The sequence below is a fragment of the Flavobacterium hibernum genome (assembly GCF_000832125.1).
Classification (GTDB): Bacteria; Bacteroidota; Bacteroidia; order Flavobacteriales; family Flavobacteriaceae; genus Flavobacterium; species Flavobacterium hibernum.
This window is the reverse complement of record NZ_JPRK01000027.1, coordinates 1-19,046: the sequence shown is the minus strand read 5'-3', so window position 1 is coordinate 19,046 and position 19,046 is coordinate 1. Positions and strand designations below refer to the sequence as shown.

The window sequence follows — 19,046 nt, the reverse complement described above, 5'->3', positions numbered from 1 at the left end:
CATGTACAATACTTCTTTTATTAAGAAAATTCTAGTAGTTGCAACAGTTGTTCTTTTATATTCTTGCGATAAAGATTTTAATGCGATTGGCGATGGTTTGATCGGTGATGATCATTTTGGTTTAGAATTAGAAAAATATGATGTTTTAGCTTTTAACCAGGAAGTTACTCCAGTTCAATCAAATGGGTTGACGCTTTATGGTTTGGGTATTTTTGATAATCCGGTTTTTGGAACCAGTAGTGCAAATTTTGTTTCTCAAGTTGCTTTGGAGACTAATGCGCCAACTATTGGTGAATCGCCAGAAATAGAAAGTGTAGTGCTTACTGTTCCTTATTTTAATCATATAAAAAGTACTGCTACAGACGGAAGTAATACTTATGTATTAGATTCTATTTACGGAGATCCTAATGGTAAGATTAAATTAAGTGTTTACGAGTCAGGAGTTCAAATGCGTTCTTCGTATTTTGATGGCGGTTCTCAATTCGCTCAATTGTATTATTCTGATCAGGATCCTGATTTTTTTGCTAACAAATTAATAGACCCAGCGACTAATAAACCACTAAATGATGATGCTGATGTATCGCAAAATGAGGCATTCTTTTTTGATCCTAAAGAAACTGTAGTAACTACTACAGATGATGCAGGAAAGGTAACGACAACGAGAACAGCTCCGCAAATGAGTCTGAATTTGAATAAGAATTTTTTCTTAAACAAAATTCTGAAGGCGCCAGCTGTAAAACTTTCTACACCTAGTCTTTTTCAGGAATATTTTAGAGGACTGTATTTTAAAGTTGAAAAATCAGGCAGTAATCCGAGTAATTTGGCTTTATTGGATTTTTTCAAACAAAACGGCGCTAATGCTAAAATAACTATCAAATATAAAGCTAAGACTGCTATAACTACAGATGCTGATGGTACAATGGAGGAGAAATCACTTGTTATTAATTTAACAGGAGCTGCAGCTAACTTGTACAATGATGTTAAAAATCCTACTTATAATACAGCAATAACGAGTCCGAATAAAACGACTGGAGATCAAAGACTTTACTTAAAAGGAGGTCAGGGCTCTCTTGCTATTATTGAATTGTTTGGTAAAACAGATTTGATTGGATATGATGCAAATGGTGTTTTAGTGAACGAACCTAATGGAGTTTCTGATCAGTTAGATGAAATTAGGCATAATGTTAAATATAAAAACTGGTTGGCAAATGAAGCGAATCTAGTTTTTTCTATTGATGCAGAGAAAATGGCTGCAACTCACGAACCACAACGAGTTTATCTTTATGACATGGATAATAGTTTGCCTTTGGTAGATTACCTTTCAGATGGAACTTCTGGTGTAGTGAATGGAGTTACAATGCAAAAAATTGTTTACAGTGGTATTATTAATATTGATGCTACTACTAAAAAAGGTAAATCTTACAAGATTTTATTAACGAACCATCTTCGTAATATTATCAAAAATGAGGCGGTAAAAAATGTAAAATTAGGTTTAGTTGTCACTGGAAATATTAATGATATAACCGCTGGTAAATTAAAAAACAGAATTTTGATTGATCCTACTAAACCAAATGAATATTTTTCAGATCTGCCAAAAGCTTCAGTAATGAGTCCGTTAGGGACAGTATTGTTTGGAAGTAATATTCCTTCTGGCGATGCAAATTATACTAAAAGACTACAACTGCAAGTATACTACACGAAACCAAATTAATAAATAATATATGTGTGGAATTGTTGGGTATATAGGTCATCGAGAGGCCTATCCTATTGTTATTAAAGGATTAAAACGACTCGAATACAGAGGTTATGATAGTGCAGGTGTTATGTTGTATGACAACGAATCTGGAGTTAAACTTTGTAAAACAAAAGGTAAGGTTTCGGATCTTGAAGCAAAAGCAAAAGATAATTTAACCACAAACGGTTCTATAGGAATTGGGCATACACGTTGGGCTACTCATGGTGTGCCAAATGATGTGAACTCGCATCCACATGTTTCGAATTCCGGAGATTTAGTTATTATTCACAATGGAATCATTGAGAACTATTCACCACTGAAAGAAGAATTAATCAAAAGAGGTTATACTTTTAAATCGGATACAGATACTGAGGTTTTAGTGAATCTTATTGAAGAAGTTCAGAAAAATGAAAAATTAAAACTTGGTAAAGCAGTTCAGGTCGCTTTAAATCAAGTTGTAGGAGCTTATGCGATAGCAGTTTTTGATAAAAAAAATCCAAACGAAATTGTTGCAGCAAGATTGGGAAGTCCGTTAGCAATTGGAGTTGGAGAAGGAGAATATTTTATTGCTTCTGATGCTTCACCTTTTATCGAATACACTTCTAATGCAATTTATCTTGAAGATGGTGAAATGGCAAATATTAGATTGCACAAGCCACTTAAAGTTAGAAAGATAAAAGACGACTCTTTAGTAGATCCTTATATTCAAGAACTTCAAATGAATTTGGAGCAAATTGAAAAAGGTGGTTACGACCATTTCATGCTTAAAGAAATCTATGAGCAACCAAGTGTTATTAAAGATACTTACAGAGGAAGACTTCATGCAAATGAAGGAATTGTTCAAATGGCAGGTGTTGAGGATAACCTTGAAAAATTCTTAAATGCAAAAAGAATTTTAATTGTTGCTTGTGGTACTTCATGGCATGCCGGATTAGTTGCAGAATATATTTTTGAGGAATTTACACGTATTCCTGTTGAAGTAGAATATGCTTCGGAGTTTAGATACAGAAATCCAATCATCAATAAAGATGATGTTGTAATTGCTATTTCTCAATCTGGAGAAACTGCAGATACAATGGCGGCTATTAAATTGGCAAAAGAAAACGGAGCATTCGTTTTTGGAGTTTGTAATGTTGTGGGTTCTTCTATTTCAAGAGAAAGTCATGCAGGTGCTTATACACACGCAGGACCGGAAATTGGAGTAGCTTCGACTAAAGCTTTTACAACTCAAATTACGGTTTTAACGATGATTGCGTTAAGATTAGGAAAAGCAAAAGGAACTCTTTCAAATCCTGATTTTCATGCTTACTTGCAAGAATTAGAATTAATTCCAAGTAAAGTTGCTGAAGCGTTAGAAACAAATGACAGAGCAAAAGAGATTGCGGCAGCTTTTAAAGATGCTCCAAACTGTTTGTACTTAGGTCGTGGATATAATTTCCCGGTAGCGCTAGAAGGAGCGTTAAAATTAAAAGAGATCTCTTATATTCATGCAGAGGGTTATCCTGCTGCCGAAATGAAACACGGTCCTATTGCTTTAATCGATGAGCACATGCCGGTTATTGTAATTGCACCTAAACAAGGGCATTATGATAAAATTGTAAGTAACATTCAGGAAATTAAATCAAGAAGTGGTAAAATTATCGCTGTTGTTACAAAAGGAGATACTCAGGTTCGTGAATTGGCAGATTATGTAATTGAAATTCCAGAAACTTCAGATGCATTATCTCCGCTAATTACCACAATACCATTGCAATTGCTTTCTTATTACATTGCTGTAATGAGAGGTTGTAATGTTGATCAGCCACGTAACTTAGCAAAATCAGTTACTGTAGAGTAAATACATCAAAATATTTTAATGTTAAAAAAGCGAGATTTATATCTCGCTTTTTTTTATTGTCAAATTTTTTTTTATCACCACTGCATTTTTATTGAATCCGCATTTTTTTACGAAAAATTTATATGTATGCATAGTATTTTGAGTTATGTTTACTTAATAGTTAATTTTAATGCAATAAAACTAATTAATGAATAGTTAAAATTGTTATGTTTTTTGTGTGAAATGTTTATTTTTTTTAACAATTTTTTAGCAATATCAAAAATATTTGTATTTTGGCTAGATAAACTAACCTAAAACTAACCCAAATGAGAGTGTATTTGCTAATTATGTTGTTTTTCAGCGGAATTTCCTTTGCGCAGAATACAATTACTGGTTCTGTTACTGACGGTAACAAACAATCTATTCCTGGTGCTAATATTAGTGTTGTGGGAGGTCAAAGCGGTGTCTCGTCCGACTTTGATGGTACATTTAAGTTGACAACTTCAGCTAAATTGCCTTTTACTATTAAGGTGTCGTTTGAGGGATTTACATCGAAAACTGTAAATATTACTACGGCAAATCAAAAGGTTGATGTTGTTTTAAAAGACGAAGAGAACAAACTCGATGAGATTGTGGTATCTGCTTCAAGAACTCCGGAACGTATTTTGGAATCGCCAGTTACTATTGAGCGAATGGGAATTCAGGACATCAAAAAAACTGCTTCGCCATCTTTTTATGATGGTTTAGAGAATTTAAAAGAGGTTCAGATGAATACCAGTAGTATGTCTTTTAAATCTATAAACACAAGAGGTTTTGCTACAGTAGCAAATACTCGTTTTATGCAATTAGTAGATGGTATGGATAATTCGTCTCCTCTGTTGAACTTTGTGTTAGGAAATATGATTGGAGTTTCTGAGATTGATGTGCAAAGTGTAGAATTGTTGCCTGGAGCATCATCTGCTTTGTATGGGGCAAATGCTTTTAATGGAATTTTATTTATGAACAGTAAAAGTCCGTTTAATTATCAAGGAGTTTCGGTTTATTTTAAAATGGGTCAAACTTCTCAAGAGGCTGCAGGTACCAATAATTACTATGATTTTGGGATGAGATTTGCTCATGCTTTTAACAAATATTTTGCTGCCAAAGCGAATTTTACTTATATGCAAGCTACTGATTGGTACGCTACAAATTATGCAGACAAAACAACTGCAGGAATTGATAGAAGTAATCCAAATTACGACGGAATCAATGTTTATGGTGATGAAGTTTCGACAAATATAAAAGGCGTTGGTCAAACATTGGCGGGAATGGGATTGATTCCGGCTGGAGCGGTAAATTTATTGCCAAATACAAACGTGAGTAGAACGGGTTATAATGAAATCGATCTTACGGATAATAAAGCGGCTAATACTAAAATCGATTTTTCATTTCATGTTAGGCCATTTGGAGATGAAAGATTAGAGATTATCTGGCAAAGTAAATTTGGTTTTGGTAATGCGGTATATCAAGGTGCCAATAGATATTACTTAAACGATTTTGCAATGCAGCAGCATAAAATCGAATTTAAAGGAAAGAACTTTTTTGTGAGAGGATATACTACATCAGAAGATGGAGGGCATTCTTACGATATGGTATTTACAGGGATTAATGTAAATAGAAAATGGAAAGATGATAAAACTTGGTTTGGTCAATATGCGGGTGCGTACATTCAGTCTACTTTAGGAGGTGCGACTCCTGCACAAGCTCATGCGGCTGCAAGGACTACTGCAGATACCGGGCGTTTTATGCCGGGAACAGCAGAATTTAAAAATGCATTTGGTCAGGTAATCAATGATGAAAGTGTATTAACAGGTTCTAAACTTGTTGATAATTCTAGAATTTATCATTCAGATGCAAATTATAATTTTAAAGATATGATCAAGTTTGCCGAAATTCAAGTTGGTGGATCATTTAGATTATATGAATTGAATTCTCATGGTAGAATTTATACTGATGCAAATGGAGCTATTAATTATAATGAATATGGGGCATATACTCAATTGATGAAAAAATTCATGGATGACAGATTGAAGTTTACGGGGTCTATTCGTTATGATAAATCTAAAAACTTCGATGGTAATTTTTCTCCAAGACTTTCTCTTGTGTATTCAGGCGGAGAGAAGAAAAATCATAATTTCAGAGCTTCTTTTCAAACAGGTTTTAGAAATCCATCTACACAAGATCAGTATATTGGTTTCAATATCGGAAACGCTGTGTTAATTGGTTCTGCTCCTGATAACTTAACAAGATTTAGCGAGACTTTTAATCTTAGTACAGAAGGACAGGCTTATAGCAACGGGAGAACTACAAAAGATATGACAGGGGTCGATGCTTATAATAATTCATATGTAGCAAGCTCTGTAACTGCTTTTGCTGCAATGGCAGGAAGTAATCCAATTGCAGCTGCTGCATTGTTGAAAAAAGCAACAGCTAATTATGTTAAACCAGAAGAAGTAAAAGCTTTTGAATTAGGGTATCGTTCTGTGATCAATGGATTTTCAGTTGATATTAATGGTTACTATAATATTTATAATAATTTCATAGGAAATCTTAATGTTATTTCTACTTACTACGGTACGGCACAAGATAATCCTAATCTTGCAGCTGGGCCAACAGATCCAGGTTTTCAGTCAGTTCGAGGAATTCAAAATGGTGAGTATAGAGCGTATCAATTGTATACGAATTCAGATGTAGAGATTCATTCTCTTGGATTTGGGATTGGACTTTCTAGAAAAATAATCGCTGATTTTGAATTGGGATTAAATTATAACTATGCACAATTTGATTTTGATCAGGCAAAAGATCCAAGTTTCGAAGCTGGATTTAATACTCCAAAACATAGAATTAAAGCCTCTATTGGAAATGAAAAAGTATTTAAAAATTTAGGATTCAATGTAAGTGCAAGATGGAATAGCGAATACATGTGGGAGTCAAATTTTGCTGATGGTATGATTGAGTCTGCAACCGTAATTGATGCACAAATTAATTATGCAGTGCCAAAATTAAAATCAGTATTTAAATTAGGAGCGGCAAATATTGGAGGTAAAGAGTATACTCAGGTAATTGGAGCGGGATTAATTGGTCAGCAGTATTTTGCTTCATGGACAATCAATCCGTAATCGAGATTTTTAGATAAAACAAATGTGTTATTTACTTTTTTTTAGAAAGTGATAATTTTAAAATATACAAATTATGATAAAAAATTTCAAATGGCTTTTATTGGTTTCGTTGACCTTTGTAGCCTGTAATAATGATGATTCTCCGGCAACCGTAATCGATTCTTCCGATGGATTGCCTTTGACTGCTGGGACTGCTAATTTTTCAAAATATGTTGCATTAGGAAATTCTTTGACATCAGGCTTTAGTGATGGGGCGCTTTTTAAGCGTGGTCAGGAAGGGGCTTATACAAACATCATGGCGCAACAATTTAAACTTGTTGGTGGTGGAGATTTTAAGATTCCTTATACAAATGACAATGTGGGAGGTTTGCTTTTTTCCGGACAAGTAAATCCTGCTTTTGGTCCAAGATTGTATTTTAATGGTACAGCACCCGTTCCTGTAACAGGGCCGCCGACAACAGAGGTTTTTAATCCTGCAATTGTTGCGGCTGGACCTTATAATAATACAGGTGTTCCTGGGGCAAAAAGTTTTCACTTGTTGTCTCCAACTTATGGTGCAGCTGCAGGTTTGGCAAATGGAACAGCAAATCCTTATTATGTTCGTTTTGCTCCAAACGGAACAACTTCAGTTTTGGCTTATGCTATGGGGCAAGCACCTACATTCTTTTCTTTATGGATAGGAAACAACGATGTTTTGGGATATGCAACAACAGGAGGTGATGGTACAAATCCTATTACACCTGCAAGTGGAGCCCCAGGAGTTGGTTTTGACGGAACTTATGCTGCTCTTGTTACTACACTGACTTCAGGTGGTGCAAAAGGAGTTGTGGCTAATATTCCTTACGTAACTTCAATTCCGTTTTTTAAGACAGTTCCTTATAATCCGTTAACGGCTTCTGCAATAGGTAAAGGTAATGTTGCAGTTGGTACAGCAACAATAAATGCGCTTAATGCACAGTTGTACGGTCCGTTAAAACAGGCTTTAACCGCTTTTGGTGCTGGTAGCCGAATTAATTTATTGTCAACAACCGCTGCAAATCCTTTATTGATAAAAGATGAGTCTCTGCCTAACTTGTCAGTGCAATTAACGGCAGCTTTTACGCCTACCCTTGGAGCTCAGACTGCGGCTTTTTATGGTGCTGTATTTGGGCAGGCGCGTCAGGCAACAGCGACTGATTTAGTTCTTTTAACAACGCAGTCTGCTATCAGTGCTGCGCCAACTGCAGCTGATTCTGGATTGGGATCTGCGCCGCCGGCACCTTTAAATAGTTTTGGAATTACATACCCTCTTCAGGATAAACATGTGTTAATTCCAACGGAAATTACAGAGTTAAAAACAGCAACAGATGCATTTAACGGAATTATAAAATCGCTTGCAGATTCTAAAGGTCTTGCTTTTGTAGATGCGAATGCATTCTTAAGCCAAATTGACAATGGCGGAATAGTGGCGAATAATTTTACAATGTCTTCTACTTTTGTAACAGGAGGGACTTTTTCTTTAGATGGAGTTCATCCTTCACCAAGAGGATATGCGTTTATTGCAAATAAGTTTATTGAGGCCATTAACGCAAAATTTGGATCAAATCTTAAAGGAGTGAATGTGGGTAATTACCAAATTTTATATCCTGCAACATTATAGTAAGCCAATTTTTTTTAGTAAGAAAGTCACACGTTTCTAAAATGTTGTGGCTTTTTTTTATTTTGTTAAAAAATGCTTTTTTCGGTTTTTGAGGCTTGGCTTTTAGGAATCAAACAAAATAATAGTATTTTTTATAAAAAAAAATTGATTTTATATTTTAAAAAATTATCTTTGCGCTCTGAAAAAAGAGGTATTTTCGATAAACCTAAATAGCTATTTAATAAATACATAAGTAATGTCAAAAGTAATAGGAAAAGTTGCTCAAATCATTGGACCAGTAGTAGACGTAGTTTTCAACGGTAAAGATGTTGAACTTCCAAAAATTTATGATTCATTAGAAATCACAAAAAAAGATGGAACTTTATTAGTTCTTGAAGTACAATCTCACATTGGTGAAAACACTGTTCGTACCATTTCTATGGACTCTACAGACGGTTTGTCAAGAGGATATGAGGTAGTTGGAACAGGAAATCCAATTAAAATGCCAGTTGGTGCAGATGTTTACGGACGTTTGTTTAATGTAATTGGTGATGCTATTGATGGTTTAGGAAACTTGCCTAAAGATGGTGATAATGGATTGTCTATTCACAGACCAGCTCCAAGATTCGAAGATTTATCAACTTCATCAGAAGTTTTATTCACAGGTATTAAAGTAATCGATTTGATTGAGCCTTACGCAAAAGGGGGTAAAATTGGATTGTTTGGTGGTGCAGGTGTTGGTAAAACAGTATTGATTCAGGAGTTAATCAACAATATCGCAAAAGGTCACGGTGGACTTTCAGTATTCGCAGGAGTAGGTGAAAGAACACGTGAAGGAAATGACTTACTTCGTGAGATGTTAGAGTCAGGAATTATTAAATACGGTGATGATTTCATGCACTCTATGGAAAATGGAGGATGGGATTTATCTAAAGTAGATATGCCAGGAATGAGAGAGTCTAAAGCTACTTTCGTTTTCGGACAAATGAATGAGCCTCCTGGAGCTCGTGCACGTGTAGCACTTTCAGGATTATCTATCGCTGAGTATTTCCGTGATGGAGCAGGAACTGATCAAGGTAAAGACGTATTGTTTTTCGTTGATAACATCTTCCGTTTTACACAAGCAGGTTCTGAAGTATCAGCACTTTTAGGTCGTATGCCTTCTGCAGTAGGATACCAACCAACTTTGGCAACAGAGATGGGAGCTATGCAAGAGCGTATTACATCTACAAACAAAGGATCTATTACATCTGTACAGGCGGTTTACGTTCCTGCGGATGACTTAACTGACCCTGCACCAGCAACAACGTTTGCTCACTTAGATGCAACAACGGTATTGTCTCGTAAAATTGCTGAGTTAGGTATTTATCCAGCGGTTGACCCGTTAGATTCTACTTCAAGAATTTTGACTCCTCAAATTTTAGGAAATGAGCACTACGACTGTGCACAAAGAGTAAAAGAAATTCTTCAAAAATACAAACAATTGCAAGATATTATTGCGATTCTTGGTATGGAAGAATTATCTGAAGAAGATAAATTGTCAGTATCTAGAGCACGTCGTGTTCAACGTTTCTTGTCTCAACCTTTCCACGTAGCGGAGCAATTTACAGGTATTCCTGGAGTTTTGGTTGACATTAAAGATACTATCAAAGGATTCAACATGATTATCGATGGTGAGTTAGATCACCTTCCAGAAGCTGCTTTCAACTTGAAAGGTTCTATTCAAGATGCAATCGAGGCTGGAGAAAAAATGTTGGCTGAAGCATAATCCAATTGATAATTATCAATTGACAATTATCAATTATCAATTATAAAATTATGATTTTAGAAATAGTATCACCAGAAGCAAAATTATTTTCAGGAGAAGTAACATCGGTTACATTGCCTGGAGTTGATGGAAGCTTTCAAATATTGAATCACCATGCTCCTATTGTTTCTATTCTAGAAAAAGGAACTATTAAAATTGCAGCGCCAAGTTTCAATTTTTCTAAAGATGTAGCGGGTAAATTCACGAAAGTAAACGACCAGACTTATACATTAGAGATTACGTCAGGTACTATCGAGATGAAAGACAATAAAATTATTGTTTTAGTTGACTAAGACAATTTTAAAATAAGTTAAAAAAGCCAAACAGTAATGTTTGGCTTTTTTTATGCGATAACTTTTGAGGTAAAAGTTACTCTTATAAATAATTTTAGCCTTAATTTCATAACTTTGTTTTTATGAAATTACCAAAAAACCTGATTCAAAAGCTTGAAAGCAGAAAGCAAAATAATTCGTTAAGACGATTGCCGAGTTTTAATAATCTTATTGATTTTTCTTCAAATGATTATATAGGCTTTTCAAAATCCGAAGCTATTTTTAAGCAGGCACATCATTATTTAATCGAAAATGAGGTTATTCAAAATGGTGCTACAGGTTCAAGATTAATTTCTGGAAATCATTTACTTTATCAAAATGCTGAAATTTTTATAGCAGAGTTTCACGAGGCTGAATCAGCTTTAATATTTAATTCGGGTTACGATGCCAATGTTGGATTTTTTAGCGCTGTACCGCAACGAAATGATGTTATTTTGTATGATGAATTAAGTCACGCTTCAATTCGGGACGGAATTATAATGTCGAATGCAAAATCATATAAATTTAATCATAATGATTTTGAAGATTTAGAACGTCTTGTTTTAAAATTCCCTGACGCAAATATTTATATTGTTACCGAAACCGTTTTTTCTATGGACGGTGATAGTCCAAATCTTGAAGAATTGGTGACTCTATCTGAAAAATACAATTGTTATTTAGTAGTTGATGAGGCGCATACTTTAGGCGTTTTTGGAGATGCAGGCGAAGGTCTGGCGCAATATCTACAACTGCACAATAGGATTTTTGCCCGAATTATGACTTTTGGTAAAGGTTTAGGATGTCACGGTGCAGTTGTTTTAGGAAGTACCGAACTTAGAGAATATCTAGTAAACTTCGCTCGAAGTTTTATTTACACAACAGGATTGTCTCCGCATTCTGTAGCAACAATTTTGGTTGCCTATCAACACTTAGTAATTGAAAAAGAGACAATAGAAAGATTGCGTCAGAATATTATATTTTTCAATCAACAGAAAAACTTATTGGGCTTGAAACCAATGTTTGTTCGCAGTAAATCAGCAATACAATCGGCAATAGTACCAGGTAACGAAAATGTAAAACAATTGGCTCAACAACTACAGGACAAAGGTTTTGATGTTAAACCAATACTATCGCCAACCGTGCCAGAAGGACAAGAGCGTCTTCGGTTTTGTATTCATAGTTATAATTCAGAAGAGCAAATTAATCAGGTTTTGGAGTTGTTAGGTAACTTTATATTTTAATTATGGACGAAAATTTTAAGTTAGTTAGAAGTTATCAATACTCATCTGAAGCTCAAATTTTTTGTGGTAAATTAGAATCCGAAGGTGTTGAAGTGTATTTAAGAGATATAAATACGGTAGATTCAAACCCTATTTGGAGTAATGCTGTTGGTGGTGTTAAGATCTTTGTAAAGAGTGATGATTTGGAAAAAGCAAATAAAATTCTATCAGATATCAGTCAGTTTTCTGTTAATGAAAACAATGAATTGATTAAATGTCCAAATTGTGGTGCAGAAGAGATAGAAATGGTAACTTCAATAAAAGACACAAAATCACTTTTAGCTTTTGTCTTTTCACTACTCTTTGTTTTGATGCCGTTCTATTCAAAACATAGATACAAGTGCAATAAATGTAAGTTTGAATTTAACTAGTTTTAATGCGATTGTTGTCAGGCTTAGCGAACTCGAAGACCATTCCAATTAGCATATCTTTGATTTCGTTTAGGATGATAATTTGGTTTAATTACATCTCTACCAAAAAAAACACTGTCGTTAACACCTTTGTTTGCTCACTTCTTTAAAAAAGTTTAATTTTTTTTGTAACGTTTTGATTCTTTGATTACTTACGAGTCGTAATCAAATAAACCAAAATAATTATGAAAAATATATCAACTTTAGCGAAAAGAGGTATTTGTAATCTTTTAATTTTCTTAACTGCCGTTCAGGTAAGTTATTCTTTAGTAAGTCACATTTTTTACGGAAAGCCTAAACCGGATATTGCGGTAGTAATACTTTGTTTATTAATTTCTGCTTTTGCATCTTCAAAAAAGCAAGAATACAGTAAAGAATAAAGGAGTTTTAATCATCAAATCAATCAATAATAACAACCAAAATCAAACTATTATGAAAACATCAACTTCAACTAGCGAAAAAATATTCAATTTCATATTTGTCTCTTTAGCTTCTGCAGGACTTGGATATGCCTTAGTAAATCAGTTTATTTTAGACAAACCAAACAAAGATTTACTTCTAATTATGATCTGTCTTTTTTTTGCATCATTGGCCTCTTGGCAAAGAAAAAAAAATAGAAAATCATAATTTAAATTCAGTCATCAATCAATCAATCAATCAAAGTTATTCAATCAAATTATCATCAATCAATTAATCAATCAACAAAATGAAAAATTTATTTACATTAGCAATAGTAGCAATTACATTAGTTTTTAGTGGAACTGTCATAGCACAGACAAAATCTCCAAAACTTGAAAATTCACTTTTATGGGAAGTATCAGGAAACGGATTGTCAAAACCTTCTTATTTATATGGAACAATTCATATGATTTGTTCGGGAGATTATTTCCTTTCGGATAAAACAAAGAAAGCATTTGATGCCTCTGAGAAATTAGTTTTGGAGGTTAATTTTAATGATCCAAAGGAATTGACTGATATGCAGCAAATGGCAATGGGAAAGGAGCCTTTAAGCAAAAAATTAACTCCGGAACAATTGTCTAAATTAGATGCATTATTGAAAAAATCAGGTGGAATAACCGTTAAACAAGTTGATGCTTTTAGTTTAATGAGTGTTATGAGTTTGATCATATCCAAAAACTTTGGTTGTACCGATATGAAGTTTTATGAAATGGATTTTATCGAAAGTGCAAACAAACGTAAGGAACAAATTGAGGGATTAGAAACCATAAAATCTCAATTCAAGTCTGTTGAAGATGCCTATAGTGATAGTGAAATGATTGCAATGCTGGAGGGGTCTGATGCAGAATTAATGAATGAAATGGTAGTGGCTTATAAACAAGAAAAATTAGAGGATTTATATAAAATTATAACTGGAGAAAATGTAATGAACGATAAAGCAAAAAAATATATGCTTTACGAAAGAAATTTAAATTGGGTAAAAGCTTTACCTGAAATGATGAAAAAAGAAAGCTTATTTGTCGCAGTTGGATCTGGACATTTGGCGGGTGATTTAGGATTGATTAACTTATTGAAAAAAGCAGGATATACAGTAAAACCAGTAATGAAATAGTATTGTTTTGAAAGAAAAAGAGCAAGAATTTTTAAATAGGATCGAGAAGCATAAAGGGATTTTGTATAAAGTTTCTAAGATGTACATGGATAACTCTGATGATCAGCAGGATTTGTTTCAGGAGATTGTTTGTCAGCTTTGGAAATCGTATGATTCTTTTAGAAATGAAAGTCAGTTTTCGACCTGGATGTATCGTGTAGCAGTTAATACCGCCATCGTTTTCTTGAAGAAGGAAAAACGAAAGGTTGATAAATATGAAATTGCTTCAGAAAATATTAGGGATGACGAAGGCGACTCGGATATAAAAGAAAGTCAGATTGATCATTTTTATAAAGCTGTTCAGAAACTGGAAAAAATAGATAAAGCAATTATTTTTTATCAACTCGAGGGTTTTTCACACAAAGAAATAGGGGATAATCTTGGAATTTCTGAGGGAAATGCCAGAGTGAAATTAAATAGAGCAAAAGAAAAATTAAAAGAAATAATTAAAAATCAAGGATATGGATTTTAACGATATACAAAACGCTTGGAATAAAGAGGAGACAAATAATGTCGTTCTTCCAAGTAACTTAGAAAAAATAAAAGAAGCTAATACGCCATTAGATAAAATTAGAAAAAATCTGAAAAAGGAATTTATTTATCAAGTTTTTTCAATCATTTTTATGGGATTTATTCCATTGTTTTATGATTTTCCTCCAAAAATGACAACTTTGTATTATTTGCTTTTCAGTCTTTTTGTTGCTGTTTGCATTTATTATTTGGCAAAATTCTATTTCTTTTACAAGAGATTGAGTTCAATAACGCTAAAAACAAAAGACAGCTTATACGAAACGTACTTTGATATAAGGCTAAATATGGAGTTGTACAAAACTTTTGGATTTGCTTTGACACCTTTTTTAATACTTTATTTAATAGGTTTTCTGTATTTAAAGTTTTCTAACGCTCCGAGTTTTCTGTCAAACGATTTTACGAATTATCAATTAGGGGCCTTATTTTCGATTGTAGTTTTTACGATGCTTTTTATGGGAATTGCTTTAGAATGGTGGGTACATAAGTTTTATGGCAAGTTTGCCAAAGAAATTAAGAAAGTTATAGACGAGCTAAAAGAAGAATAATAAAAAACAATAAACCCATCGTAATGATGGGTTTTGTTTTTATTGGTATTTTTGCAGAAACAAATTATTGCCCAGAGCTTCTTTAAGAAAACTGCAAAGTTGAATAAGGATTTTGCGAATCTTTTTCTTTATTGTGAATCTCTGTGAAACAAATGCCTATGAAATTATTTATAACAGGAATTTCAACAGATGTTGGTAAAACAGTAACTTCAGCAATTATTGTCGAAGCTTTAGAAGCAGATTACTGGAAGCCTATTCAAGCTGGAGATTTATACTTAAGTGATACACATAAAGTAAAATCTCAAATTTCAAATTCAAAATCCCAATTCTTTCCAAATGCTTATGAGTTAAACACTCCCGCAAGTCCACATTTGGCTGCGGAAATTGATGGAATCACAATTGATATTAAAAATATCATTGAGCCTAAAACTGAAAATCATTTGGTTATTGAAGGTGCTGGCGGAATTTTTGTTCCGTTGAACGACAACGAGACAATTGTCGATTTAATTCAGCCCGATTATAAAGTAATTGTAGTTTCCAGACATTATTTAGGAAGTATCAATCATACGTTGTTAACTATTGAAGCAATTAGGAATCGTGGCTTTGAAGTTGCGGGAATTATCTTTAGCGGAAGCGAAAACAAATCGACAGAAAGTTTGATCTTGAATAAAACCGCAATTCAATGTATTGGAAGAATTGATGAAGAACCCTATTTCGATCAAAACGTTATTAAAGAATATGCTGATTTGTTTCGAGAGAACTTACTTAATTTATAGAGGAAAGAAGATAGAGTAAAGAAAACAGACTTTCTTATCTTTGTCAAAATTCTAGAGTTTAGTCTTTTTTCTATGCTCTAATATCTACATTCTAAACAACATGACATTAACTGAAAAAGACAGCCAATACCTTTGGCATCCTTATACACAACATAAAACAGCACAAACTCCAATTGCAATTTCAAAGGGAGAAGGCGCACTACTTTGGGATGAAAACGGAAAGGAATATATTGATGCAATTGCATCTTGGTGGGTAAATCCTTTTGGACACAGTAATAAATTTATTGCCGATGCGATTTACAAACAATTAACGACTTTAGAGCACGTTTTGTTTGGAGGTTTTACGCATGAACCTGCGATAAAAGTTGCAGAAAAGCTTATTGAAATTTTGCCAGGTAATCAACAGAAGATTTTCTTCTCTGATAATGGTTCAACGGCAGTGGAAGTTGCAATAAAAGTAGCTTTGCAGTATTTTTTCAATAAAAATGAAAAAAGAACGACCATAATTGCTTTCGAAAATGCATTTCACGGTGACACTTTTGCAGCAATGGCGGCAAGCGGAATTTCATTTTATACTCAGGCTTTTCAAGGTATGTTTATAGATGTGGTTCGAATTCCGGTTCCGGTGAAAGGAAAGGAACAAGAGAGTTTTGAGGCGCTAAAGAATGTTATTGATAATTATAATTGTGCCGGTTTTATTTTTGAGCCTTTGGTACAAGGTGCAGCGGGAATGGTAATGTATGAACCTGAAGCATTAGCTAAATTGATACAAATTTGTGCAGGAAATAATGTTCTAACTATTGCCGATGAAGTAATGACGGGCTTTGGTAAAACTGGAAAAACCTTTGCGATGGATTATGTTTCTGAACAACCGGATATGATTTGTTTGTCGAAAGCTTTAACCGGAGGAACAATTCCAATGGCGATTACAACTTTTACACAAGAAGTTTTTGATGCTTTTTATGATGATGATATCAATAAAGCCTTGTTTCATGGACATACTTTTACAGCAAATCCAACAGGATGTGCTGCTGCGTTGGCAAGTATAGATTTATTGCAGATGCCAGAAATGCAAGAGAATATCGAGAGGATAAATAAAAGCCATTTGAGTTTTCAGAAAAAAATTGAAAACCATTCAAAAGTAATAACTGCCAGAACACTGGGTGTTATTTTTGCAGTTGAAATTAAATCAGATTCAGAAGAGAGTTATTATGGTTCAATGAGAACTAAACTTTATAATTTCTTTATTGATAAAGGCGTTGTTTTACGTCCGGTAGGCAATATAGTTTACATTTTACCACCTTATATCATGACGGATGAGCAACTTCAAAAAGTATATTCTATTATTGAAGAAGCCATAGAAATGGTATAGTCATTTCAATCATATAAGTACTTATATTACTTATATGGTTGAATTAAATCTAATAATTGCGAACTTTGCGATCAAAAATCCACAACATTGAATACTAAAATATCAATAACCGCTTTTTCTTCTATTTCTCCTTTAGGCAATAATGTTGATGCAGTTTGGGAAAAATATCTTGATAATGAGCATTGCTTTACAAGACAATTTTTAGATCAACAAGAAACTTCGGTTGCTGCTTTAAGCGAAGAATCAAAACAGATTATTGCCGAAGTTAGAGAATCAGATATAAAATATAAGTTTTTAGATAGTTCTGTTTTATTTGCTTTAGCCGCTTCGCGAAAAGCAGTTGAACAAGCAAGATGGAATTCAGATGATGTTTTTGGAATCAATATTGGTTCATCGCGTGGTGCGACAGATTTATTTGAAAAACATTATAAAGAATATATCGATACAGGAAAAGCTCAAACTTTGGCTTCTCCAACAACTACTTTGGGTAATATTTCCTCTTGGATTGCGCATGATTTACAAAGTGTTGGCCCTGAAATTTCACATTCTATTACATGTTCAACCGCGCTTCATGCGTTGTTAAATGGCGTGGCATGGTTAAAATCTGGAATGGCAGATAAGTTTTTAGTGGGTGGAAGTGAAGCTCCTTTAACTGATTTTACAATTGCTCAAATGCGTGCTCTTAAAATCTATTCTCGAATTAATCAGGAAGAAGAGCCTTGGCCAAATCTTGCTTTTGACTTTGATAAAACGCAAAACACCATGATTTTAGGAGAGGGAGCAGCAGTTTGTTGTTTAGAATCTGGTGAAAAAGAAAATGCAATTGCTTACGTAACAGGAGTTGGTTATGCAACGGAGATTTTAGAGCATAATATTTCGATTTCGGCAGAAGCTACTTGTTTTCAAAAATCGATGAAAATGGCGTTGAAAGATGTAGATCTAGAAACTGTTGATGCCATCGTAATGCACGCTCCGGGAACTATAAAAGGTGATTTAACTGAGTTACGCGCTATTGAAAAAGTTTTTGGGTCTAAATTACCTTTATTAACAACCAATAAATGGAAGATTGGGCACACTTTTGGATCTTCTGGAATTTTAAGTTTAGAATTAGCACTTTTGATGATTCAGCACGATACTTTTATTGAAGTGCCTTTTGGTACAAAACAGAATCAAACCAAATCGATTAAAAAAGTTTTGATAAATGCAGTTGGTTTTGGCGGAAATGCAGTTAGTGTTTTGATCGAAAAACCATAATTCGTCAATTTTGAGTAATTGTTCCTGAGGGTTTTTAAAGTTGAGGAAAGAGAAGATTTAATCGTTTTCTGCTTTTTCTAAGAAAGTTACTTTCTCGTAAACGAAATTGCTTTCGTAGCCTCTGCGCAGCATATAATCGCAGAACTTTTTTCGCTTTTTTAAGATGTTTTTCTCCTGTACACTATTCCAGCATCTTTCAGCGAGTTGATTAAAAGTAGTTTCGTATTCTTCAGGATCGATTTCTTTTAAAGCCAATGTAATATTTGTCGATGAAATATGTTTGGCTTTGAGCTCATTTACGATTCTAATTTTGCCCCAATGTTTAATTCTATGCTTTCCTCTTGCAAAACTGCAAGCAAACCGAGTTTCGTTTAAAAAATTACCTTCAATCAGTTGAACTACGATATTGTCGCTTTCGTCGCTAGTCATTTTTAAGCTATAAAGTTTCGAAACTACCTCGGCATGACAACGTTCCTGATACGCACAAAAGTGTTCTAGTTTTTGTAAAGCTTCTTTTGGAGTACAAGTTGTATTCATGGTGTTTATTTTCTTCTTTTCTATAAAACCAAAAATAATTATTTGGAATTGAATTCTGGATTTTTTTGATCTTTTTATTAAAATTTAAATTTCGAGAAGGGTCAGTTTTTGCATGATTTTCATTTTTTTTGCTTAGAAAAACAGAGCCACTTTTTAGGTTATTTTGAATGCTCAAAAAAATATTAAAATTTTTGAAAAAGTCTCGTTTTTTCAAATCAAATCTTCAATTTTGTTTTTTAACTTTTTAAGAAAAATCAACGTAAACTCGCTTTTTTATGATTTTAAAG

At 33.7% G+C, this 19,046-nt stretch carries 17 protein-coding genes; 16 read left to right on the top strand and 1 reads right to left on the bottom strand.

The genetic code is table 11. From position 1 onward, the window contains the following. Window position 1 precedes the first annotated feature (1 nt). The 16 genes from IW18_RS21705 (at window position 2) to IW18_RS21630 (ending at window position 18,222) form a co-directional block, all read left to right on the top strand. Complete coding sequence (locus tag IW18_RS21705; protein ID WP_041520304.1) at window positions 2-1,711, top strand: DUF4270 domain-containing protein; 1,710 nt, start codon at window positions 2-4, stop codon at window positions 1,709-1,711. A gap of 10 nt (window positions 1,712-1,721) precedes the next feature. Beyond that, window positions 1,722-3,572, top strand: coding sequence for a glutamine--fructose-6-phosphate transaminase (isomerizing) (gene glmS / locus IW18_RS21700; protein ID WP_041520303.1), 1,851 nt, complete (start codon window positions 1,722-1,724; stop codon window positions 3,570-3,572). A 305-nt stretch (window positions 3,573-3,877) separates the two neighbouring features. Beyond that, window positions 3,878-6,709 (top strand): TonB-dependent receptor, encoded by a 2,832-nt coding sequence (locus IW18_RS21695; protein WP_041520302.1) that lies wholly within the window; start codon window positions 3,878-3,880, stop codon window positions 6,707-6,709. A gap of 73 nt (window positions 6,710-6,782) precedes the next feature. Further along, window positions 6,783-8,348 carry an SGNH/GDSL hydrolase family protein gene (locus tag IW18_RS21690; RefSeq protein ID WP_041520301.1) on the top strand — a complete coding sequence of 522 codons (1,566 nt, stop codon included), beginning with the start codon at window positions 6,783-6,785 and terminating at the stop codon, window positions 8,346-8,348. Between the two features lie 235 nt (window positions 8,349-8,583). After that, window positions 8,584-10,095, top strand: coding sequence for a F0F1 ATP synthase subunit beta (gene atpD, locus IW18_RS21685; protein WP_041520300.1), 1,512 nt, complete (start codon window positions 8,584-8,586; stop codon window positions 10,093-10,095). Window positions 10,096-10,145: 50 nt separating this feature from the next. Next, window positions 10,146-10,427, top strand: coding sequence for a F0F1 ATP synthase subunit epsilon (locus IW18_RS21680; protein WP_041520299.1), 282 nt, complete (start codon window positions 10,146-10,148; stop codon window positions 10,425-10,427). Between the two features lie 122 nt (window positions 10,428-10,549). Next, entirely contained in the window at window positions 10,550-11,686 is a 1,137-nt protein-coding gene (locus IW18_RS21675; protein WP_041520298.1) for an aminotransferase class I/II-fold pyridoxal phosphate-dependent enzyme, read from the top strand. Window positions 11,687-11,688: 2 nt separating this feature from the next. Next, window positions 11,689-12,096 (top strand): putative signal transducing protein, encoded by a 408-nt coding sequence (locus tag IW18_RS21670; RefSeq protein ID WP_041520297.1) that lies wholly within the window; start codon window positions 11,689-11,691, stop codon window positions 12,094-12,096. Window positions 12,097-12,320: 224 nt separating this feature from the next. Further along, window positions 12,321-12,515: a hypothetical protein gene (locus IW18_RS21665; RefSeq protein ID WP_041520296.1), complete on the top strand. Its 195-nt coding sequence runs from the start codon at window positions 12,321-12,323 to the stop codon at window positions 12,513-12,515. Between the two features lie 52 nt (window positions 12,516-12,567). Beyond that, window positions 12,568-12,762, top strand: coding sequence for a hypothetical protein (locus tag IW18_RS21660; protein ID WP_123902539.1), 195 nt, complete (start codon window positions 12,568-12,570; stop codon window positions 12,760-12,762). 79 nt (window positions 12,763-12,841) lie between these two features. Next, window positions 12,842-13,705, top strand: a complete 864-nt coding sequence (locus tag IW18_RS21655) for a TraB/GumN family protein (RefSeq protein ID WP_041520294.1) — start codon at window positions 12,842-12,844, stop codon at window positions 13,703-13,705. Window positions 13,706-13,712: 7 nt separating this feature from the next. Further along, entirely contained in the window at window positions 13,713-14,216 is a 504-nt protein-coding gene (locus IW18_RS21650; RefSeq protein WP_041520293.1) for an RNA polymerase sigma factor, read from the top strand. Next, the gene (locus tag IW18_RS21645; protein WP_041520292.1) at window positions 14,206-14,820 is read left to right on the top strand and encodes a hypothetical protein; all 615 of its coding nucleotides are present in this window, start codon (window positions 14,206-14,208) and stop codon (window positions 14,818-14,820) included. The genes IW18_RS21650 and IW18_RS21645 overlap by 11 nt, the downstream gene beginning before the upstream one ends. A 158-nt stretch (window positions 14,821-14,978) precedes the next feature. After that, window positions 14,979-15,596 carry a dethiobiotin synthase gene (bioD, locus tag IW18_RS21640; RefSeq protein ID WP_041520457.1) on the top strand — a complete coding sequence of 206 codons (618 nt, stop codon included), beginning with the start codon at window positions 14,979-14,981 and terminating at the stop codon, window positions 15,594-15,596. A gap of 100 nt (window positions 15,597-15,696) precedes the next feature. Continuing rightward, complete coding sequence (gene bioA, locus IW18_RS21635; protein WP_041520291.1) at window positions 15,697-16,968, top strand: adenosylmethionine--8-amino-7-oxononanoate transaminase; 1,272 nt, start codon at window positions 15,697-15,699, stop codon at window positions 16,966-16,968. A gap of 87 nt (window positions 16,969-17,055) precedes the next feature. After that, window positions 17,056-18,222 carry a beta-ketoacyl synthase N-terminal-like domain-containing protein gene (locus IW18_RS21630; protein WP_041520290.1) on the top strand — a complete coding sequence of 389 codons (1,167 nt, stop codon included), beginning with the start codon at window positions 17,056-17,058 and terminating at the stop codon, window positions 18,220-18,222. Between the two features lie 57 nt (window positions 18,223-18,279). Here IW18_RS21630 and IW18_RS21625 read toward each other — a convergent pair whose 3' ends face one another. After that, window positions 18,280-18,759 (bottom strand): regulatory protein RecX, encoded by a 480-nt coding sequence (locus tag IW18_RS21625; RefSeq protein WP_041520289.1) that lies wholly within the window; start codon window positions 18,757-18,759, stop codon window positions 18,280-18,282. Between the last annotated feature and the right edge of the window lie 287 nt (window positions 18,760-19,046).